This window comes from Pseudideonella sakaiensis (genome assembly GCF_048320135.1).
GTDB classification, from domain to species: domain Bacteria; phylum Pseudomonadota; class Gammaproteobacteria; order Burkholderiales; family Burkholderiaceae_C; genus Ideonella_A; species Ideonella_A sakaiensis_A.
This window is the reverse complement of record NZ_CP182947.1, coordinates 2,023,850-2,043,489: the sequence shown is the minus strand read 5'-3', so window position 1 is coordinate 2,043,489 and position 19,640 is coordinate 2,023,850. Positions and strand designations below refer to the sequence as shown.

General features: G+C 66.9%; 18 protein-coding genes. 15 read left to right on the top strand and 3 right to left on the bottom strand.

The genetic code is table 11. The annotated features are described in order from the left end of the window. Positions 1-27: 27 nt before the first annotated feature. On the bottom strand, positions 28-2,997 hold the full coding sequence (locus tag ACNH6H_RS09095; protein ID WP_418317178.1) for a PAS domain-containing protein: 2,970 nt from the start codon (positions 2,995-2,997) through the stop codon (positions 28-30). A 219-nt stretch (positions 2,998-3,216) separates the two neighbouring features. On the opposite strand from ACNH6H_RS09095, the gene ACNH6H_RS09090 reads away from it, so the two are divergent. Both ACNH6H_RS09090 and ACNH6H_RS09085 read left to right on the top strand, forming a co-directional pair. After that, entirely contained in the window at positions 3,217-3,978 is a 762-nt protein-coding gene (locus ACNH6H_RS09090; RefSeq protein ID WP_418317177.1) for a sulfite exporter TauE/SafE family protein, read from the top strand. Between the two features lie 205 nt (positions 3,979-4,183). Continuing rightward, positions 4,184-5,227 carry a hypothetical protein gene (locus ACNH6H_RS09085; protein WP_418317176.1) on the top strand — a complete coding sequence of 348 codons (1,044 nt, stop codon included), beginning with the start codon at positions 4,184-4,186 and terminating at the stop codon, positions 5,225-5,227. Between the two features lie 15 nt (positions 5,228-5,242). On the opposite strand, the gene ACNH6H_RS09080 is transcribed toward ACNH6H_RS09085, so the two are convergent. After that, positions 5,243-5,416, bottom strand: coding sequence for a hypothetical protein (locus ACNH6H_RS09080; protein ID WP_418317175.1), 174 nt, complete (start codon positions 5,414-5,416; stop codon positions 5,243-5,245). Between the two features lie 123 nt (positions 5,417-5,539). Between ACNH6H_RS09080 and ACNH6H_RS09075 the strand changes: the two genes are divergently transcribed. The 5 genes from ACNH6H_RS09075 (at position 5,540) to ACNH6H_RS09055 (ending at position 10,255) form a co-directional block, all read left to right on the top strand. Next, positions 5,540-6,469 carry a LysR family transcriptional regulator gene (locus ACNH6H_RS09075; protein ID WP_418317174.1) on the top strand — a complete coding sequence of 310 codons (930 nt, stop codon included), beginning with the start codon at positions 5,540-5,542 and terminating at the stop codon, positions 6,467-6,469. A 176-nt stretch (positions 6,470-6,645) separates the two neighbouring features. Further along, positions 6,646-7,377 carry an aspartate/glutamate racemase family protein gene (locus tag ACNH6H_RS09070; protein ID WP_418317173.1) on the top strand — a complete coding sequence of 244 codons (732 nt, stop codon included), beginning with the start codon at positions 6,646-6,648 and terminating at the stop codon, positions 7,375-7,377. A 41-nt stretch (positions 7,378-7,418) separates the two neighbouring features. Continuing rightward, positions 7,419-8,801, top strand: a complete 1,383-nt coding sequence (locus ACNH6H_RS09065) for an NCS1 family transporter (RefSeq protein WP_418317172.1) — start codon at positions 7,419-7,421, stop codon at positions 8,799-8,801. 9 nt (positions 8,802-8,810) lie between these two features. Beyond that, positions 8,811-9,563: a GntR family transcriptional regulator gene (locus ACNH6H_RS09060; RefSeq protein WP_418317171.1), complete on the top strand. Its 753-nt coding sequence runs from the start codon at positions 8,811-8,813 to the stop codon at positions 9,561-9,563. A gap of 431 nt (positions 9,564-9,994) precedes the next feature. Beyond that, entirely contained in the window at positions 9,995-10,255 is a 261-nt protein-coding gene (locus tag ACNH6H_RS09055; RefSeq protein ID WP_418317170.1) for a hypothetical protein, read from the top strand. A gap of 36 nt (positions 10,256-10,291) precedes the next feature. Here the strand turns inward: ACNH6H_RS09055 and ACNH6H_RS09050 are convergent, their stop codons facing one another. Next, complete coding sequence (locus tag ACNH6H_RS09050) at positions 10,292-11,275, bottom strand: Bug family tripartite tricarboxylate transporter substrate binding protein (protein ID WP_418317169.1); 984 nt, start codon at positions 11,273-11,275, stop codon at positions 10,292-10,294. Positions 11,276-11,440: 165 nt separating this feature from the next. Here ACNH6H_RS09050 and ACNH6H_RS09045 point away from each other — a divergent pair, with 165 nt between their 5' ends. The 8 genes from ACNH6H_RS09045 to ACNH6H_RS09010 all read left to right on the top strand — a co-directional run bounded on the left by ACNH6H_RS09045 (position 11,441) and on the right by ACNH6H_RS09010 (position 19,630). Then, the gene (locus tag ACNH6H_RS09045) at positions 11,441-12,343 is read left to right on the top strand and encodes a LysR family transcriptional regulator (RefSeq protein ID WP_418317168.1); all 903 of its coding nucleotides are present in this window, start codon (positions 11,441-11,443) and stop codon (positions 12,341-12,343) included. Positions 12,344-12,539: 196 nt separating this feature from the next. Beyond that, the gene (gene leuC / locus ACNH6H_RS09040; protein WP_418317167.1) at positions 12,540-13,982 is read left to right on the top strand and encodes a 3-isopropylmalate dehydratase large subunit; all 1,443 of its coding nucleotides are present in this window, start codon (positions 12,540-12,542) and stop codon (positions 13,980-13,982) included. Then, positions 13,982-14,620, top strand: coding sequence for a 3-isopropylmalate dehydratase small subunit (gene leuD / locus ACNH6H_RS09035; RefSeq protein WP_418317166.1), 639 nt, complete (start codon positions 13,982-13,984; stop codon positions 14,618-14,620). Before leuC ends, leuD begins: the two co-directional genes overlap by 1 nt. Positions 14,621-15,013: 393 nt before the next feature. Beyond that, entirely contained in the window at positions 15,014-15,979 is a 966-nt protein-coding gene (locus ACNH6H_RS09030) for a Bug family tripartite tricarboxylate transporter substrate binding protein (protein ID WP_418317165.1), read from the top strand. 27 nt (positions 15,980-16,006) lie between these two features. Next, positions 16,007-17,215: a CaiB/BaiF CoA transferase family protein gene (locus tag ACNH6H_RS09025; protein ID WP_418317164.1), complete on the top strand. Its 1,209-nt coding sequence runs from the start codon at positions 16,007-16,009 to the stop codon at positions 17,213-17,215. Next, positions 17,212-18,195: a hydroxymethylglutaryl-CoA lyase gene (locus ACNH6H_RS09020; protein ID WP_418317163.1), complete on the top strand. Its 984-nt coding sequence runs from the start codon at positions 17,212-17,214 to the stop codon at positions 18,193-18,195. The genes ACNH6H_RS09025 and ACNH6H_RS09020 overlap by 4 nt, the downstream gene beginning before the upstream one ends. A 182-nt stretch (positions 18,196-18,377) precedes the next feature. Beyond that, positions 18,378-18,956 (top strand): flavin reductase family protein, encoded by a 579-nt coding sequence (locus ACNH6H_RS09015; RefSeq protein WP_418317162.1) that lies wholly within the window; start codon positions 18,378-18,380, stop codon positions 18,954-18,956. 302 nt (positions 18,957-19,258) lie between these two features. Next, positions 19,259-19,630 (top strand): beta-lactamase hydrolase domain-containing protein, encoded by a 372-nt coding sequence (locus ACNH6H_RS09010; RefSeq protein WP_418317161.1) that lies wholly within the window; start codon positions 19,259-19,261, stop codon positions 19,628-19,630. Positions 19,631-19,640 lie beyond the last annotated feature (10 nt).

Here is a 19,640-nt window from a genome sequence, read left to right as displayed (position 1 = left end):
GTGGTGATCGGCGGCTGCCGCGGCCGTTCAGCCGTCGAGCATGGCGCGGATCTTCAGCGCCATCGTCTCCATCGTGAACGGCTTGGTCATCAGGCTCATGCCGCGTGGCAGCGGCGCGTTGCCGATTGCCGAGCTTTCGGCATATCCGGTGATGAACAAGACCTTCAGGCCCGGCTGCAGCGCACGTGCAGCCTCGGCCACCTGGCGCCCGTTGATGCCCGGCAATCCGATGTCGGTGACCAGCAGGTCGATCGGCGCCGCCGCGCGCAGCGCACCGAGGCCGCTTGTGCCATCAGCCGCTTCCAATGCCCTGTAGCCTGCTTCTTGCAGCAGATTGACGACCAGCAGCCGAACCGTCGGCTCATCCTCGATCACCAGCACGACTTCACCGGCGCCACGCGGCTTGTCGAGCAGCCGGGTATCGGCGTCGTCGTCGGGCCCGCTTTCCTGTTCGTGGCGTGGCAGATGGATGCTGACCGTCGTGCCCTGCCCGGGCGCCGAATCGATCCGCACATTGCCGCCCGACTGCCGGACAAAGCCATAGGTCATCGACAAGCCGAGCCCGGTGCCCTGGCCGAGCGGCTTGGTCGTATAAAACGGCTCGAAGGCGCGGGCGATCGCGGCGCTGTCCATGCCGGTGCCGGTGTCGGATACGCGCAGGCAGACATACGGCCCGGCCGGCATGTCGAACTCCTGCGCGGTGCGTTCATCGAGCCACTGGTTGTCGCAGCCCACCGTCAGCCGTCCACCGTCCGGCATCGCATCGCGCGCATTGATGCACAGGTTGAGCAGCGCATTCTCGAGCTGGTTCGCATCGACGAAGATCGGCCAGACGCCTTCCTCGGCGACCACCTCGACCTCGATCGACGGGCCGACCGTCTGCCGGATCAGCGCCTGCATCTCGACGATCAGCCGCTGTGTGTCGGTGAGCCGCGGATCGAGCGCCTGGCGGCGCGAAAACGCCAGCAATCGATGGGTCAGCGCCGCGGCCCGCTTGACCGCACCCTGGGCAGTACCCATGAAACGCTCGACCTGATCGCCGCGGCCGAGCGCGAGGCTGCGGCTGACGACCTCGAGACTGCCGCTGATTGCCGCCAGCAGGTTGTTGAAATCGTGTGCGATGCCGCCGGTCAACTGGCCGACGGCTTCCATCTTCTGCGACTGGCGCAGCGCGTCTTCGGCGCGAACCAGCGCTTCGCGCGCCTCGTGTTCCTCGGTGACATGGCGGCCGCTGGCATAAACAAGGCCGCCCTCGGACGCCGCGACCCAGGATATCCAGCGGTAGCTGCCGTCCTTGTGCAGGATCCGGCATTCGTATGCCGGCAGGTGCTCGTGCGTCGAGACCACGAGTGCGGCTTCGCTGCCGGGGCGGTCGTCAGGATGGTTGAAGTGCAGATGGTTGCGCCCGACGACCTCTTCTTCCGTCCAGCCGAGGATGGTTTTCCAGGCCGGATTGGCGGCCTGGATGATGCCCTGCGGGCTGATGACGACGATCAGGTCCTGCGAGTTGCGCCACAGGCGGTCGCGGTCGGCCGCTTTCTCCTCGACCTGCCGCGCCAGATCGGCGATCAGCATGCGCAGCCTTGCCTCGCGGTCGCGCAGCGCTGCGCTGGTGCGCGCGCGCTCGACGGCCATCCGGGTGCGTTCGGCGACCTCGCGGACCAGCGCGAGGTCGTCGTCGCTGGCATGGTTGACCTGCGCAAAATTGACGAACAGCACCGCCACCAGCCGACCATGCTCGACCACCGGCACATTGATGAAGGCACGGGCAAAACGCGCTTCCAGTGCAGCGGCCGCCGAAGCGGTGCGCGGGTCCTCGCGCACATCGGGTATGTGGATGAATTCGTCGCGCTTCAGGCTGTCGATGAACGAGCCGTATTCGCGCAGCGGCGTCACGCCGGCAAGGCTGTCGACGCCCGGCGCGGTCCAGTCGCGATCGACATGCAAGGTGTCGCGGTCGGCGTCGATCGTGCCGTAGCCGACCCGGCTGGCATTCAAGATCTCGCCGAGCATGCGGGCAGCGGCATAGGCCAGTTCGCCCGCATCGTCGGAAGTGCGAACCAGGTGCGTCAATGCGGCCAGCGATTCGCGTTTCTGCGCCGCGGCCTTGCGCGCGCTGATGTCGAACGAGACGCCAGGAAACCGCTGCGGCTTGCCGTCGCTGCCGAACAGGCATTGCCCTTGGGCCAGCACCCAGCGAACGCCGCCGTCCGGCTGGCAAAGCCGGTATTCGGCACTGAATGGCTCGCCACTGGCCAGGCTGTGCCGGATCGTGCGCTGGACGCCCTCCAGGTCGTCGGGATGGATCGCGGTAAAAAATTCGGTGATCGGCGCACCGGCGCGCGCCCGTTCCGGATCGACGCCGTACAGCCGCGCAAAGCGTTCATCGGAATAGACGCGGTTGTTGACGATGTCCCAGTCCCAGGTGCCGATCCCGCCGCCGGCCGACAAGGCGAGCTGCAGCCGGATGTCGGATTCGCGTGCCAGCCGCGACGCCTGCACCTGCTCGGTCGTTTCGCTGCAGACGCCGAACAGGCCGGCGACGCGGCCATCGAGATCGCGCGCCGGCGTGTATGAAAACGAAAAATGCGCCTCTTCGAGCTGACCACGCCGGTCGAGTTGCAGACAGATGTCGTCCATGTGAACCGGCGTGCCGGCAAACACCTGACCGAACAGCGGCTCGAGGTCCTGCCATGCCTCGGCCCAGACCTCGTTGGCCGGGCGACCGAGGGCATCCGGGTGCTTGACGCCGAGCACGGGTATGAAGGCATCGTTGTAGAGCCAGGTCAGACCGTTGCCCCAGGCCATGAACATCGGCTGCGCGGCCGACAACATCAGCGACACCAGGCTCGGCAGCGGCTGCGACCAGCTGGCGATCGGCCCGAGCGGCGTCGCCGCCCAATCGTGGCCGGCGATGCGCGCGCCCATCTCGCCGAAGCCGGACCATCCGCAGACATCGTGCTGGTCCCGCGCCGTCGGGTCGTCACGGCTGTTCATCTCGTCTTGCGCTCCCGATGTTGCGCACCACGCCGGCCGACCGGCTGATGCCCCGCGGTGCAATATAAGTCAGGCCAGGCGGCGATGGCGAAGCGGCGCCGCAGTGGCAGACCGCCGATTCATGCGCTGCATCTTTCGCGACCGATCAGGCCCATGCGCCAAGCGCGGCCAACCACTGGTGGCCACCTATGATGATCCGGCCACCCCCGACGATGCTCGATGTTCGGATTCGATTTCCCGACCCTGTTGATGATTGCCATCGTCACGCTGGCGGCATTCATCGTGCGCGGGCTGTCGGGTTTCGGGTCGTCGCTGATCGGCGTCGGGGCGCTGAGCACGGTGCTGCCGCCGGCGCAGGTCGTGCCGACCTACCTCGCGCTCGAACTGGTGACCTCGCTGAACCTGTTGCCGAGCGTCTGGCGCCATGTCAACTGGCGCTCGCTGCGCTGGGTGGTTGGCGGTTCGGTGCTGGCGACGCCGCTCGGTGTGGGGCTGCTGGCGCGCCTCGATGTCGACCTGATGCGGCTGATCGTCTCGGCCTGCCTGCTGGCCATCGCGCTGTTCATGCTCAGCGGGCTCGCCGCGCGCCTTGCGCCGCGCAGCGCGCCGGGCGCGCTCGGCTCCTTGCTGGTCGGCGCCGCGTCAGGGGTACTGAATGGCGCCGCCGGCATCGGCGGGCCGCCGGCGATCGTGTTCTATTTCGCGACCACCGCGGCGGCGGTCGGCCGGGCGACGATCATCGCGTTTTTCCTGCTGACCAATACCTATGTGCTGCTGCTCGCCGGTGGCTCGGGTCTGCTCGCGGAAGTCGGCTGGCAGTTGATCATCGTTGCCGCACCGTTTGCGCTGGCCGGCATCTGGATCGGCCAGCACGGGTATTCGCGCCTCGACGATGCGGCGCTGCGCCGGCTGATCTGGCGCCTGCTGGTGCTGCTCGGCGCGCTCGGCCTGGGCGCCGCCGCGGTCCGGCTGGGGGTTTGAAATGAGGGCTGAGCCCGCCAGGCCCGCCGGGTTGACCAACGCGTCGATGGGGCGTCAAATGAAGCGGCAACAAGCCGAACCGTTGGCAGTCGAGCAACGCAGTGGCGGGCAGCGGGCCGGCGGATGATCCACCGAGCGATGGCTGCGGCCGGAAGACAGCACGACAATGGTTCAGGTTCGAACACGGGACTGGGGCGACAGAGGTGTGTCAGTCGCCAATCTGTTCGCGCACAAAAGCGCCGGGTTGACCCACCACGAGCAGAAGGCGCTCGCCGAGGTCACTGCCCATGATGGCAGCCACGGATACGGCCGGCACGGTTACCAGACCGGATGGGAGGCCCAGCTGATCCGCGCCGTCACCGGCATCACGCCCGACCAGGCTTTTGATCCGCGCGGTGTCAATCCGACGATTCGGCGCTGGAACCGCGTCATGACAACCGACGCCGACGGCGATCTCGGCCTCGTCGATTTGTTCGATGAAAGCTGTTTTGTGCCGGAAGAAGGCGACTACGGGACAGGGGCAGGGCGGATCGCCGGCGGCTTCACGACGCCCGAAGCGCAACAGACTGCACGGCGTCAGGGCGAGGCGATTGCGAACGGCATGAACACACCCGTTTTCTATGCAAGCCAGTGGCAATTCAGGACAACGACGACGAAGATCCTCGTGCCGATGACGAGCATCGTGGTCGTCGTGCCACCGTTGGCAGCCGGAGCTCCGTACGGCATCGGTTTTTCACGAACAAGCAACAAGCCGCATCCCCATCACACCCGCGAACTGGTGGTCGGCGTCATCGACGGCTTTCTGCGCGGGCGCACCTGGCTCGAGACCCTGCCGGACCAGTGCCGCAACAACTCGGCCGCCCTGCCGGGTTTCCATGTGCTGGCGCTGCAGAAGAACAAGAAGATCACGATGGATTCGATGTGCGACTTCTTCGGCATCACGCCGGTCTGGCAGAAGGCCGCGAAGCTGATCTTCCGCCGAACGCACCTGTCTGCTTCGCACACGCACAGCGCTTGGAAGCTGGTGACGATGTATCCCGACGACAGCGATCCGGGCTGGGCGCCCAGTCTCTATTTCGACGCCCCGATGAAAACGAAACTGACACAAATGAAGAACCAGCAGGCCGCTCAGGGGGTCGCGGCCGCGGACCGGGTCAACAAGGACGTCAAGGCCTATTCCTGGACCGGCCTGACCTGCAATTTCGCGAAGAGCGAGCGCCGCCGGCATCCGGTCCCGACGTGGGCTTGACCCGGCAAGACGCGCTCAACGGTTGGCATCGCTCGGTCGCAGGCTCATCCAGCGCCCTGCCGGGTGCTGGCGCGGCGGCTGACGGTCGGCCCATGCGGCAAGGCGTTCGATCAATGAGGCATGTTTCGCCAATTGCGCGTTCGACGAGGACGTGCCGGAGGGGCGGTTCGAGTTTGTCGTGGTGTTCATTGCAAGTCCTTCGATCAGGGTTTTTACCGATGTCCTGACTCTACAACCGTTCTATTTCGCACACAACGCAGTTTTTTGCCGTCCATGTTTGCGTTTTTGCAAAGTCTGGCTAGAGTCGCTTGAATGAATGAACTCGACTGGGGCGATCTGCGCCACGCGCTCGCGGTGGCCGAAGCCGGCTCGCTGGCCGGTGCTGCGCGCGGGCTTGGCGTCAACCACACGACGGTTCTGCGCCGCCTCGACGCCCTCGAAAGCCGGCTCGGCGCGCGGCTGTTCGAACGCAAGCGCGGAGGCTATCGGCCGACCGACGCCGGCGAGGCGGTGCTGGCGCATGCCCGGCACATGGCCGATCGCGTCCACGAGATCGAGCGCGAAGTGCTTGGCCGCGACCGCGAACTGACCGGTCTGCTGCGGGTGACAACGGCCTTTGTCGTGATGGAGCACCTGTTGCCGGAGCCGCTGGCCGCCTTTGCCAGCGCCTATCCGGGCATCGAGGTCGAGGTCGTCGAAAACGCCTTCCTCGTCGACCTGTCGCGCCGCCGCGCCGAGGTGCCGGGGCAGGCCCTCGCGCAGCGCGAGGCCGATGTCGCGATGCGCCTGTCGCGCCAGGTCGCCGAACACCTGGTCGGGCGCGATCTCGGGATGACGCAATGCCGGGTCTATGCGTGCCGCGGCTCGACGACCTTGCCGCAGTCGGTGACGCCGCTGGCCGAGCTGGTCCGCGACGCGCCGTGGGTCGCATTCGAGCACGACCAGCAGGGCCGCATCTACGACCGCTGGATGCAGACGCAGATCGAGAAGGCGAAGGTGCGGCTGCGCGTCGACCTCTTCAATGCAGTCGCCGCGATGCTGCACACCGGCATCGGTGTCGGCGTGCTGCCGACCTTCATGGAGCCGAATCATCCGGGACTGATCGCGGTCTCCGACCCGATTCCGGAACTGGCCGCGCCGATCTGGATGCTGACCCATCCCGACCTGCGCCAGACCGCCCGCGTGCGCGCCTTCATGCACGACGTCGGTGATGCGCTGACCGCCCGGCTGGCGAACGGCTGATTCCGGTTCGGTGTCGATCCCAGCCGCCCACGGGCGGCTTTTTTGCGCCTGCGTCACCCGTCAAACGACCGCCGCTGCGGGAAAACACCGACTGTTTTCCAGTTGTCGGCACTTGTCGTACTCGAAGATTGTGTACAAACTTAGGGTACGTTAAACGAGTCCAGCCAGGAGCAGCAATGCACATCCGCGTGATCAATCCGAATACAACGGCCGCAATGACCGAAACGATCGCCGTCGCCGCACGGCGGGTTGCGAGCCCCGGTACGCGCATCGTCGCGACCCAGCCCGACAGCGGGCCGGTCTCGATCGAGAGCCACTTCGACGAGGCGATTGCCGCGGTCGGCGTCCTCGAGGAAGTGCGCGCCGGCGAACGCGAGCGCGCCGACGGCTATGTGATCGCCTGCTTCGGCGACCCCGGCCTGCTCGCCGCGCGCGAACTGACGCGCGCCCCGGTCGTCGGCATCGCCGAGGCGGCTTTCCACCTCGCGACGCTGGTCGCAACGAAGTTCTCGGTCGTCACGACGCTCGGCCGCACGATCGGCATCGCCGAACACCTGCTGCAGGCCTACGGTTTTGCCGGCCATTGCCGGCGGGTCCGCGCGGCCGAGATTCCGGTGCTCGACCTCGAGCACGACCCGAATGCGGCGTTCAACCGCATCGTCGACGAGGCGCGGCGCGCCAAGGCCGAGGACGGCATCGGCGCGATCGTGCTCGGCTGCGGCGGCATGGCCGACCTCAGCGATGCGCTCAGCGATGCGGTTGGCCTGCCGGTCGTCGAAGGCGTGACCGCCGCGGTCAAGCTGGTCGAGTCGCTGGTGACGCTGCGCCTTGCGACGAGCAAATTCGGCGACCTCGATTTCCCTCGGCCGAAGGCGTTCACCGGCCGCTTTGCCCATCTCGGCGCATGACGCCGAATCCATTCAATCGCACAATGCAAGGAGACATTGCGATGAGCAACGACACGCAAGACAAGAGGGCCGGCGACGAGTCGCTGGCGCCGCAACAGACGCGGATCATGGACCGCTGGTCCTACCTGCTCGCCTGGCTGGGCGGCTGTGTATCGATCGGCACCTTTGCAATGGGCTCGAGCCTGGTCGGCCAGCTCAACATGCTGCAGGCGGTGGTGGCGATTGCGATCGGCTGCTTCGTGATCGGCGTCGCACTCGCGATCAACGGCGCCGCCGGCCACAAATATGGCATCCCGTTCATGGTCCAGGCGCGCGGTGCCTTCGGTTTTGCCGGCACCCGGCTGCCGGGGCTGGTGCGCGCGGTGCCGGCGGTCGTCTGGTACGGCTTCCAGAGCTGGATCGGCGCCGGCGCGCTGAATGCGGTCTCGGCAGCGCTGCTCGGCTGGGACAACCTGGTCGCCTGGTTCGTGATCTTCCAGCTGCTGCAGATCGCGTTGTCGGTCTACGGCTTCAAGGGCATCAAGTGGCTTGAAAACGTCGGCAGCGTCTTCATCATCGGCGCGCTCGGCTACATGTTCTACGCCGTGATCACGAAGTTCGGCGGCGAGATCGATGCCAACATCACGTCGATCGAAGGCACCTGGGGCATGCCGTTCTGGGGTGCGACAATGCTGTTCCTCGGCATCTACAGCACGATGATGCTGAACGTCAGCGACTATTCGCGCGAGCTGCACAAGGACGTCAAGCCCGGCGTGCTGACGACGATCTATTCGATGAGCATCCTGCCGGCGACGCTGTTCATGGGGCTGATCGGCCTGATGGTCTCCGGCGCGACCGGCACCGCCGACCCGATCAAGGTGTTCTCGAGCGCGGTCGACAACACCCCGCTGCTGGTGACGACGCTGCTGTTCATCGCCTTCGCACAGGTCACGACCAATGTGCTGAACAACGTCGTTCCGCCGGCCTATGTGCTGATGGACCTGTTCAAGCTGTCGTTCAAGAAAAGCGCGGTGCTGGTCGGCCTGCTCGCCTTCGCAACCTTCCCGTGGGTGCTGGTGAAGGATGAATCGGCCGCCGGCCTGCAGATGTTCGTGCAGACCTACTCGGCCTTCCTCGGTCCGATCTTCGCGGTGCTGGTCGTCGACTACTACCTGCTGCGCCGCCGCGAGCTGAACATCGCGCAGTACTACGACCCGAACGGCGCCTTCCGCGGCGTCAACTGGGCCGGTTTCGCCGCAGTCGTCGTCGGTGCGGCAGTTGCGCTGAGTTTCTCGTCGATCAGCTGGTATGCCAGCCTGCTGCCGGCCGGCCTCACCTACTACTGGCTGATGAAACACTGGGCGCCGGCACGCCGCTTTCTCGACGGGCAGGAGAGTGCTGCCGCGGCCGAACCGGCCGGAATGACGCGGGTCGCCCGTCCCTAGAATCGGTGGATGCCACGCAGCGCCCGAACCACCGTGAATCCGAACCCGTCGCCAGAGGCCGCTGAGGCGGCCGATGGCGCGGCCGAGAAGGGCGCCAGCGTCGAGACGATCGCGCAGGACATCGCCACCGCAATCGTCGAGAAGCGCCTCCCGCCCGGCACCTGGCTGCGCGAGGAGGCGCTCGGCCGTGTCTATGCGGTCAGCCGCACCAAGATCCGCGCCGCGCTGCTGACGCTCGCGAAGGACAAGCTGGTGCAGACCGTCCCGGACAAGGGCAGCTTCGTCAGCCAGCCGAGCGTGCAGGAAGCGAGGGAAGTCTTTTCGGTGCGCCGGCTGATCGAGAGCGAGGTCGTGCGGCTGGTCGTCGCGAATGCGTCTGCCGGCGACTACGACCGCCTCGACCAGCATGTGAAGGTCGAGCGCTCGACGCTGAAGGCACCGGCCGCCGGCGTCGTGCGAGAAAAACTGCTTGGCGACTTCCACGTCGCGCTCGCCGAGGCGAGCGGCCACACGGTGCTGACCGAACTGGTCACCGAACTGGTCGCGCGCAGCTCGCTGATCGCGATGCTGTACCAGAGCCACAACGACCCGCATTGCTCGTCCGACGAACATGCGCGCTTTCTCGATGTCTGCCGCAGCGGCAATGCCGATGCGGCGGTCGCCGAGATGGTTGCGCACCTGAACCGCGTCGAGGCGAGCCTGAACCTCGACCAGGGCAAGCCCGATCGTCAGCTCGACCTGGTGAAGGCGCTGCTGATGTGAGTCGTTGCGCTCAGGTGCAGACCGCAAGCCGGTCCGCCCCCGAGGCGCCAGCCATCATCCATTCGGATGATGCAGGCTGGCGAATGGCGACGAATCATCGCTGCAGCATGGCTCTCGCGTCAGGTGGTTCATGAAGACAATTGCATCGACATCCGCCGGTTCGGCGCATTGCAGCGCTCGCGGCGGCTGCCGCTGCAGCCGCTCGGGCTGATCCGCGGCGTTGGGTCAACAAGTCGGTGGGGCGATCGCAGATGCCCGCGTGCTCGGTCGATCAGGCGTCACGCCGCGGGCGCCAGCGCCCCGGAAGGCGTGGGCGGCCGCGCCGTGCGGCCGGTTTCGTTTCGGCTGGTGCAGACGTCGCGCCGATCGATGAATCGACCGCGCAATCCGGCACCTCGACGCGATCAGCGCGCGGGGTTTGTTATCTCACCGTGCTGACGTGGAGCTTCACGTTTTTCAGCTCGGCGCGGATCCTCGCCTATCTGCCGACGATCTGGGTCATCCATGCCAGTGGTGACTCGAGCCAGCACTCGGTATTGACCTGGATCACCTGGCTCGGCAGCAACCTGACGATGGCCGCGTGGCTTTATGAGCAGGGCGGCCGGCGCCTCGGCCGTGCCGTGCTCGTCAATCTGAGCAATGCGACGATGTGTGCGCTGATCGTCGCGCTGATTTTCGCGAGCCGCGGCTGACCAGCCGGGCCCGCACAATCCCGCTCACCGCGCCGCTCACTTCCCCGGCTTGAACCCCGATGCCTTGATCACCGGCCCCCAGCGTTCGTAGTCGGCCTTCATGATCGCGGCGAGCTTGTCCGGGCCGAGGCCGGTCGGCTCCAGGCCCATCTCGGACAGGCGCTGCTGGACCGCCGGATCGTTGATCGAGTCGATCGCCGCCTTGGCGAGCCGCTGCACGGTTGCCGGCGGCGTGCCGGCCGGTGCAAACAGCGCATACCAAGGGTTGGCGACAAGGTCGTAGCCCAACTCCCGGAAGGTCGGCACATTCGGAAAGGCCGGGCTGCGCTTTTCGCCGGCCACCGCAAGCAGGCGGGCGCGGTCGGCCTGCACCAGCGACTGCAGGTCGGCCGCAACGGTCGACAAGGCCGCGATCTCGCCGCCACCGATCGCCTGCATCGCCGCTGCGGTGCCGCGATATGGCACATGGGTCAGCGTCAGTCCGGCCGATTTGGCAAACATCACGCCGAAGAAGTGCGGCAGGCTGCCGGCCGCCGCAGATCCGTAGAAACCGTTCTGGTTTGTATCGGCCTTCACCCAGGCCACATATTCGGCCAGGGTTTTCGCCGGCACCTTGGTCGCGACGCCAAGGCCGAGCTGGAAATTGCTCAGGTGCGCGACCGGCACGAAATCCGTGAACGGGTCGTAGCGCAGTTCGCCGGGGAAGGAGTGCGGGAAGATCGACATCGTCGCGACCGGCGTCATCAGCAGCGTCGTGCCGTCGGGCGTTGCCGCCTTCACGACCTCGTTGCCGATGCGCCCGCCGGCGCCGGACTTGTTCTCGACGATCACCGTCTGCTTCAGCCGCTGCGCCATCGCCTCGCCGACCACGCGTGCGAGCGCGTCCGACGTCGCGCCGGCCGGATAACCGACGACGATCTTGATCGTGCCTTCCTGCGCGGCGACCGGGCTGCTCAGCAGCGTCGCGGCTGCGGCTGCGAGCAGGATTCTGCGCAGCGGGGAATGCTTCGTGTAGCTCATCTGGTGTCCTCGAATTCGTTGGGGGTGATCCGTCTCTCGCGGACCGATGACTTTAGGCCGTCGCGGGTACTGCTTCCAGGGCAATTTCCCGCAGTGGGATTCTCGGCTTTCCGCACCGGGGCGCAGGCAGAATGGGCCGCAAGACAAGTTTCCGCACCGCCGCCCATGAACCTGCACCGCCTCGACCTGTTTTCGCTGTCGCTGTTCGTGCTCGTCGCGCGCAGCGGCAGCATCAGCAAGGGTGCGGAACTGGCGTCGCTGGCGATCGGCGCGGCGAGCCGGCGGCTGACCGATCTGGAGGCCGCGGTCGGCAGCGAACTGTTCGACCGCCATTCGCGCGGCGTCACATTGACCGTTGCCGGGCAGGCCCTGCAGCAGCATGCGCAGCGCATCCTGAGCGACGTCGACCGGCTTGCCGCCGATCTGTCGGACCATGCCGCCGGCCTGGTCGGCGCGGTGCGGCTGTGGGCCAATACCTCGGCGGTGACGCAGTTCCTGCCCGGCGACATTGCCAGTTTTACCGGCGCGCATCCGGGGGTGCGCATCGAGCTCGAGGAAGAGGACAGCGGCGCGATCGTGCTCGCGGTGCTCGACGGCCGCGCCGACGTCGGCATCTTTGCCGACCGCACGCCGACGCTCGGCCTGCACGTGATGCGCTACCGCGACGACCGGCTGGTGCTGGTCGTGCCGAGCAGCCACGAACTGGCGCGGCGCCGCTCGCTGCATTTCGCCGAGGCGGTCGACGAGGACTTCGTCTGTCTGTCGAAAAACACCTCGCTGGCGCAGCGGATGTTGTCGGAGACGTCGTCGATCGGCCGTTCGCTGCGCATCCGCATCCAGGTGCGCAGCTTCGATGCGATGTGCCGGATGGTCGCTGCCGGCCTCGGCGTCGCGGTGCTGCCGGCCGAGGCGGTGCGCCATCAGCTGCGCGCGCTGCAGCTGAAGCAGATTCCGCTCGACGATGCCTGGGCGCAGCGCCACCTGCTGATCGGCTTGCGCGATCCGAATGCGGTGCCGCGCCACGTGCGGCAGCTGATCGACCATCTCTGCGAAGCACAGAAGGGCTGAGGCCGCCGCCGTCCGGGCCGCGCCGCATCTGGCGACGGATCGGGGTTTGTCCGGGCGCGGTTTCGCGTTTCGGCAAAGCTGGCCACGCGCCATTGTCATTCCGCAGTGCGCTTCTCCTGCCGACAATCGGCCGGCAACCCCCATCGGCGCCGCATACCTTGCGCCGCGCCGGCAGCACCGACGGAGACCTGACACGATGGATTCGCAGACGCTCGAGCGGCAGCCGCGCACCTTGTTCGAGAAGTTGTGGCGCAGCCATGTCGTCGACGAAACCGACGATGGCGAAACGCTGCTGTATGTCGACCGCCACCTCGTCTACGAGGTAACCAGCCCGCAGGCCTTCGAAGGGCTGCGGATGGCCGGCCGCCAGCCGTGGCGCCGCGAGACGGTGCTGGCGACGGTCGATCACAACATTCCGACGCTTGCCGCCGAACGCATCAGCATCGACAGCATTGCCGATCCGCTGTCGCGGATGCAGGTGCAACAGCTCGATACCAACAGCCGCGAATTCGGCATCACCCAGTTCGGCATCGGCAACCAGCGCCAGGGCATCATCCACGTGATCGGCCCGGAGCAGGGCGCAACGCTGCCCGGCATGACGGTTGTTGCCGGCGATTCGCACACCAGCACGCATGGCGCCTTCGGTGCGCTGGCGTTCGGCGTCGGCACCTCCGACGTCGAACATGTGCTGGCGACGCAATGCCTCGCGCTGCGCCCGATGGCGCCGATGCTGGTGCAGGTCGACGGCGAGCTGCCGGCCGGCGTCACCGCGAAGGACCTGATCCTCACGATCATCGGTCGCATCGGCACCGCCGGCGCGACCGCCTGTGCGATCGAATTCGCCGGCAGCACGATCCGCGCGCTGTCGGTCGAAGGCCGGATGACCTTGTGCAACATGGCGATCGAGGCCGGCGCGCGGGTCGGCCTGGTTGCGGTCGACGAGAAAACGATCGCCTATCTGAAGGGCCGGCCGTATGCGCCGTCGGACGCGCACTGGGATGCCGCAGTCGCCTACTGGCGCACGCTGCAAAGCGACCCTGGCGCGCATTTCGATCGCACATTGACGATCGATGCAACAACGTTGCGGCCGATGGTCAGCTGGGGTACATCGCCCGAGATGGTGGTGCCGGTCGACGGCCGCGTGCCCGATCCGGCCGCCGAGGCCGATCCGGTGCGCCGTGCCGGCATGCTGCGCGCGCTCGAGTACATGGGCCTCGAGCCGGGCACGCCGATGACCGGGATCCGTCCCGACAAGGTCTTCATCGGCTCGTGCACGAATGCGCGCATCGAGGACCTGCGCGCCGCCGCAAAGGTCGTCGACGGCAAGCGCATCGCCGCCAGCATCCGCCAGGCGCTGGTGGTGCCGGGTTCCGGACTCGTGAAGGCGCAGGCCGAGGCCGAGGGCCTGCACCACATCTTCAGCGCCGCCGGTTTCGAGTGGCGCGAGCCGGGTTGCTCGATGTGCCTCGGCATGAACGACGACCGGCTCGGCGCCGGCGAGCGCTGTGCATCGACATCAAACCGCAATTTCGAGGGCCGCCAGGGCGCCGGCGGGCGCAGCCACCTGGTCAGCCCGGCGATGGCCGCCGCCGCCGCGATCGCCGGCCACTTCGTCGACATCAGCAGCGAGAACACGTGATGCAGCCGTTTACCGAACTGACCGCACTGGCGGCGCCGATCGACCGCGTCAATGTCGATACCGACGCGATCATTCCGAAACAGTTCATGAAGTCGATCCGGCGCACCGGCTTCGGCGACAACCTGTTCGACGAGTGGCGTTATCTGGACCGCGGCGAGCCTGGCCAGGACGTTGCATCGCGGCCGCGCAATCCGGATTTCGCGCTGAACCAGCCGCGTTATGCCGGCGCGCAGATCGTGCTGACGCGGGAGAATTTCGGCTGCGGCTCGAGCCGCGAACATGCAGCCTGGGCGCTGCGCGATTTCGGCATCCGCGCGCTCGTCGCCCCGAGTTTTGCCGACATCTTCCACGGCAACTGCTTCAAGAACGGCATGCTGCCGATCGTGCTCGATGCGGCCACCGTCGAGCGGCTGTTCGCGCTCGTCGAATCGACGCCGGGCCTGCAGCTGCACATCGACCTGCCGGCGCAGACATTGACGCCGGACGGCGGCGAGGCGATCGGCTTCGAGATCGATGCCGCGCGCAAGCACCGGCTGCTGAACGGCCTCGACGACATCGGCCTGACGCTGCAGCGCGCCGATCGCATCCGCGACTACGAAAGCCGCCGGCGCGCCGCCGAGCCCTGGCTGTTCGGCTGAGGCCGGAAGCCCCGCTTGCCGCGGCTGTCACTGCCTCGGTAGGGAACGGCGCGCCGCAGCGGCGCGCACCAAGCCATTTCCTGACACTGCGGTGGCCGGCTGACAGCCGGTCACCGCTGCGGCATTTCCGCTTGCCGACAAGGCGGCCTGCGCCGGACGATTCGGGGTTATCACCACCTCGCTTTCCCATTTCGCGAAAGCTGGCGACGCGTCATTGTCATTCCGTGCCGGGGCCGGATTGCCCAGAATTCGCTTCGCCAGGGATGCCACATGCAACGCCGCAAGCAAGACGGCGATCGTGAAGTCTGCAGCACCGCCAGCCGGCGACGCCGCACACCAGTGGGTCATGGCCCCATTCACCCGTTCCATCCATTGCTTTGCACGGAGACAGACATGAAGTTCACCAAATCCCTCGCCGCGCTGATGATCGCGGGCCTCGCCGGCACCGCCGTCGCACAGGACAAGTACCCGGCCCGCACCGTCACCGTCGTCGTGCCGCAGGCACCGGGCGGCGCAAACGACACGATCGCGCGCATCATCGGCCAGAAGCTCTATGAGCAGACCGGCCAGCAGTTCCTGATCGACAACCGGCCCGGCGCCGGCGGCAACCTCGGCACCGCCGCTGCCGCGAAGGCCAAGCCTGACGGCTATACGCTGCTGCTGACCGTCAACAGCGCGCACGTGATCAACCCGTCGCTGTACAAGAGCACCGGCTTCGATCCGGTGAAGGATTTCGAGCCGATCGCACCGGTCGCCAATGCCGGCTATGTGCTGGTGGCGAACACCTCGTTCGCGCCGAACAACCTCGGCGAGCTGATCGCCGCCGCGAAGAAGGAGCCGGGCAAGATCACGATGGCCTCGGCCGGCAACGGCACGCTGAACCACCTGATCGGCGAAATGTTCCAGAAGGCCACCGGCACCGAGATGCTGCACGTGCCGTACAAGGGCGCTGCCGCGTCGATCCAGGATCTGGTCGGTGGCCAGGTGCAGGTGTCGGTGCAGAGCCTGCCGTCGTCGATCTCGTTCATCAAGTCCGGCAAGCTGAAGGTGCTCGGTGTCACCAACGAGAACCGCGTTGCTGCGCTGCCTGACGTGCCGACGGTCGGCGAGTCGATCAAGGGCTTCGGCTCGACCCCGTGGTACGGCCTGTTTGCGCCGGCCGGCACGCCGAAGGCGATCATCGCCCAGCTGAATGCCGAACTCGCGAAGGCGCTCGAGAACCCTGACGTCAAGGCCAAGCTGGCCGCGGTCGGCAGCGAGCCGATGCACAGCTCGCCGGAGAAATTCGCCGCGATGATCAAGGAAGACCTGCCGAAGTGGGCAAAGATCGTCAAGGATTCCGGCGCCACGATCGACTGATAGTTCTTTCATCAGGAGAAGACCATCATGACCGAATCGATGACACCCGCCGCGCTGCAAGGCCTGCGCGTGGTCGAGATGGGCCAGTTGATCGCCGGCCCGTTCGCCGGCAAGACACTGGCCGAATTCGGCGCCGACGTGATCAAGATCGAGGCTCCCGGCGCCGGCGATCCGCTGCGCAACTGGCGGCTGATCAAGGAAGGCACTTCGGTCTGGTGGCAGGTGCAGTCGCGCAACAAGCGGTCGATCGCGATCGACCTGCGTGGCAGCGAAGGCCAGGGCATCGCGAAGAAGCTGATCGCCGAAGCCGACGTGCTGATCGAGAATTTCCGGCCCGGCACGCTCGAGGGCTGGGGCATGAGCTACGAGGAACTGTCGAAGCTCAACCCGGGCCTGATCATGCTGCGCATCAGCGGTTATGGCCAGACCGGCCCGTACCGCGACCTGCCGGGCTTCGGCTCGATCGGCGAGGCGATGGGCGGGCTGCGCCACCTGACCGGTGAACCGGGCCGCGTGCCGGTGCGCTGCGGCATCTCGATCGGCGATACGCTGGCCGCGCTGCACGGCACGATCGGCGTGCTGACCGCGCTGTATCACCGCAAGGTCAACGGCGGCAAGGGCCAGGTGATCGACGTTGCGCTGCACGAAGCGGTGTTCAACGTGATGGAAAGCCTGATCCCCGAATACAGCGCCTTCGGCGTGGTGCGCGAGCCGGCCGGTTCGGCACTGCCGGGAATCGCGCCGTCGAATGCCTACCGTTGCGGCGACGAGGCCGTCGTGCTGATCGCCGGCAACGGCGACAGCATCTTCCGGCGCCTGATGACGGCGATCGGCCGCGACGACCTCGGCACCGATCCGGCGCTGGCCGACAACGCCGGGCGCGTCAAGCGCGTCGAGGAACTTGACGCGGCGATCGAGGCCTGGACGCGCCAGCACAGCGCCGACAAGGTGCTGGCGGTGCTCGGCGAGGCCAAGGTGCCGGCCGGGCGCGCCTATACCGCGAAGGACATCGTCGAGGATCCGCACTACCGCGCCCGCGAGATGATCCTGAAACAGCAGACCCGCGACGGCTACGAAGTCGAGGTGCCCGGCATCGTGCCGAAGCTGCTCGGCACGCCCGGCACGGTCCGTTCGTCGGCGCCGAAGCTCGGCGACGATACCGATGCGGTGCTCGGCGAGATCGGCTTCTCCGGCAACGACATCGCCGCGCTGCGCGGCAGAAAGGTGGTCGCATGAGCGCGTCAAACGTGTGGAACGGTGCGCGCAAGCGCATCTTCATGCAGGAAGTCGGCACCCGCGACGGCCTGCAGGTCGAACAGGCCTTCGTGCCGACCGAAGACAAGATCGCGCTGGTCAATGCGCTGTCGCGTGCCGGCATGGCGAAGATCGAGGTCACCGCGTTCGTCTCGCCGAAGGCGATTCCTGCGCTGCGCGACGGCGAGCAGGTGCTGCGCGAGATCGACCGCGTCGAAGGTGTCGTCTACAGCGCGCTGGTGCCGAATGTGCGCGGCGCCGAGCGCGCCGTCGATGCCTGCACCGACGAATTCAACCTGGTGATGTCGGCGACCGAAAGCCACAACCTGGCGAACCTGCGGATGACGCGCGAGCAGTCGTTCAACGGACTGGTCGAGGTGGCGGCGATCGCGCGCAATGCGAACGCCGCGGTCAACGTCTCGCTGTCGTGCGCCTTCGGCTGCCCGATGGAGGGCGACGTGCCGGTGCAGACCGTGCTCGACTGGTGCGCCCGCCATGTCGACGAGACCGGCGCCACCGGCATCACGCTGTGCGACACCACCGGCATGGCCTACCCGACGCAGGTGGCCGAGCTGACCGCGGCCTTCCGCGCGCGCTGGCCCGGCACCGAACTGACGCTGCATTTCCACAATACCCGCGGCATGGGCCTGGCCAACGTGCTGGCCGCGATCGACGCCGGCGCCGACCGCTTCGACGCATCGCTCGGCGGCATCGGCGGCTGCCCGTATGCACCGGGCGCAACCGGCAATGTCTGCAGCGAAGAGATCGTCCACGCGCTCGAGCTGATGGGCTACGACACCGGCGTCGATCTGGCGAAGCTGGTCGCCGCATCGAAGCTGCTGCCCGGCCTGATCGGCCACGACATCCCGAGCCAGATCGTCAAGGCCGGCCAACGGCTCGACCTGCACCCGCGGCCGGCCGATTTCGACGCGATCCGCGAGCGGGCGCTGGCGAAGGGCTGAGCACCCATCCCGTAGGAGCGGCTTCAGCCGCGATCACTTTGCATGGCACCAGCCCGAATCGGGGCTGAAGCCCGTCCCACGCGCAATGTCTGTGGGAGGGGCTTCGGCCCCGATTTTTTTGCTTCGACGGGCGCTGCAGCCATCTCTAACACAATGGGGCCGTTATTCCATCAAAGGACCCCATGCCCTCCCACTTCCAGCCCGTCGCCCTCGAACACGCCAGTCGCCTGATCAACCACGGGCCGACGGTGCTGATCACCAGCATCGGCGCCGATGGGCAGCGCAATGTGATGGCCGCGGCGTGGTCGATGCCGGTTGAGTTCACGCCGCCGCGGATCGCGATCGTGATCGACAAGAAAACCTTTACCCGCGAGCTGGTGATCGCCAGCGGCGTGTTCGGCATCTGCATTCCCGGTGCCGGGCTGGTCGACCTCACGCATGCGGTCGGCAGTGAGAGCGGCAGCGAGGTCGGCGACAAGTTCGAACGCCACCGGATCGATGCGCGGCCCGGCCCGGTGCTCGGCGTGCCGGTGATCGAGGCCGGCTGCTCGGCCTGGCTCGAATGCCGGCTGATCAGCGAACCGCATGCGCAGGATACCTACGACACCTGTTTCTGTGAGGTCGTTGCTGCGGCAGCCGACGCGCGCATCTTCTCGAACGGGCGTTGGCATGTCGGACCCGACAATGCCGCGCTGCACACCATCCACCACCTTGGCGGTGGCAACTTTGCGCGCGGCGGTGATGTCGTGAAGGCGCGCTGAACCACTCGTCATATGGAACTGCTCAACTGGATCCTGTTCGGCGTCTTCATGGCAATCGCTGCGTGGAAGGTGTTCAAGCACTATGTCGACAAATCCGACAAGTCGGATCGAAACGGTCGCTGACCGGGCATCCCGCGCGGCTGTCGCCGCCGATCAATCGGCGCAGCGCTCGCCGCGTCAACGGCGGCCGTGCGCAGGCCGGCATTCGCTGCCCCGTCGGGCAGCCATTTGCGACGCTGTCCGACACCAATGCGCTCCTCGGAGGTACAGACTTTGTGTTGCACATCGACAAGGAGTACCCGATGACGAACCAGAATGTGACCGTCGAGGGCCTGCCGGCCCGCAAGGTAACCGTGGAACTGTTCGTCGGCCCGCAGCCGATGCCCGAGCAGCTCGAGGCGCTGAAGGCCGCCGGTTTCAACAGCATCATCAACAACCGGCCCGACAACGAAGGCGGCGCCGACCAGCCGAGCAGCGCCGAGCTCGAAAGCGCTGCGCGTGCTGCCGGTCTCGAGTACCGCCATTTGCCGGTGCCGCCGAAAGACCAGGCCGATGACGATGCACGCCAGATGTTCGAGCACGTCAACACGCTGACGAAGCCGATCTACGCGTTCTGCCGCACCGGCAACCGTGCCGAGGCGCTGTATCGCAAGGGCCAGCAGGTCGCTGGTTGATACTCGCTGC

Coding starts and splice junctions, on each gene's coding strand:
- ACNH6H_RS09045 (WP_418317168.1), top strand. CDS start 11,441: ATGAACCTGCACCGCCTCGACCTGTTTTCGCTGTCGCTGTTCGTGCTC.
- ACNH6H_RS09065 (WP_418317172.1), top strand. CDS start 7,419: ATGAGCAACGACACGCAAGACAAGAGGGCCGGCGACGAGTCGCTGGCG.
- ACNH6H_RS09025 (WP_418317164.1), top strand. CDS start 16,007: ATGACCGAATCGATGACACCCGCCGCGCTGCAAGGCCTGCGCGTGGTC.
- ACNH6H_RS09080 (WP_418317175.1), bottom strand. CDS start 5,416: ATGAACACCACGACAAACTCGAACCGCCCCTCCGGCACGTCCTCGTCG.
- leuC (WP_418317167.1), top strand. CDS start 12,540: ATGGATTCGCAGACGCTCGAGCGGCAGCCGCGCACCTTGTTCGAGAAG.
- ACNH6H_RS09095 (WP_418317178.1), bottom strand. CDS start 2,997: ATGAACAGCCGTGACGACCCGACGGCGCGGGACCAGCACGATGTCTGC.
- ACNH6H_RS09060 (WP_418317171.1), top strand. CDS start 8,811: ATGCCACGCAGCGCCCGAACCACCGTGAATCCGAACCCGTCGCCAGAG.
- ACNH6H_RS09090 (WP_418317177.1), top strand. CDS start 3,217: ATGTTCGGATTCGATTTCCCGACCCTGTTGATGATTGCCATCGTCACG.
- ACNH6H_RS09015 (WP_418317162.1), top strand. CDS start 18,378: ATGCCCTCCCACTTCCAGCCCGTCGCCCTCGAACACGCCAGTCGCCTG.
- ACNH6H_RS09020 (WP_418317163.1), top strand. CDS start 17,212: ATGAGCGCGTCAAACGTGTGGAACGGTGCGCGCAAGCGCATCTTCATG.
- ACNH6H_RS09030 (WP_418317165.1), top strand. CDS start 15,014: ATGAAGTTCACCAAATCCCTCGCCGCGCTGATGATCGCGGGCCTCGCC.
- ACNH6H_RS09010 (WP_418317161.1), top strand. CDS start 19,259: ATGACGAACCAGAATGTGACCGTCGAGGGCCTGCCGGCCCGCAAGGTA.
- ACNH6H_RS09050 (WP_418317169.1), bottom strand. CDS start 11,275: ATGAGCTACACGAAGCATTCCCCGCTGCGCAGAATCCTGCTCGCAGCC.
- ACNH6H_RS09075 (WP_418317174.1), top strand. CDS start 5,540: ATGAATGAACTCGACTGGGGCGATCTGCGCCACGCGCTCGCGGTGGCC.
- leuD (WP_418317166.1), top strand. CDS start 13,982: ATGCAGCCGTTTACCGAACTGACCGCACTGGCGGCGCCGATCGACCGC.
- ACNH6H_RS09070 (WP_418317173.1), top strand. CDS start 6,646: ATGCACATCCGCGTGATCAATCCGAATACAACGGCCGCAATGACCGAA.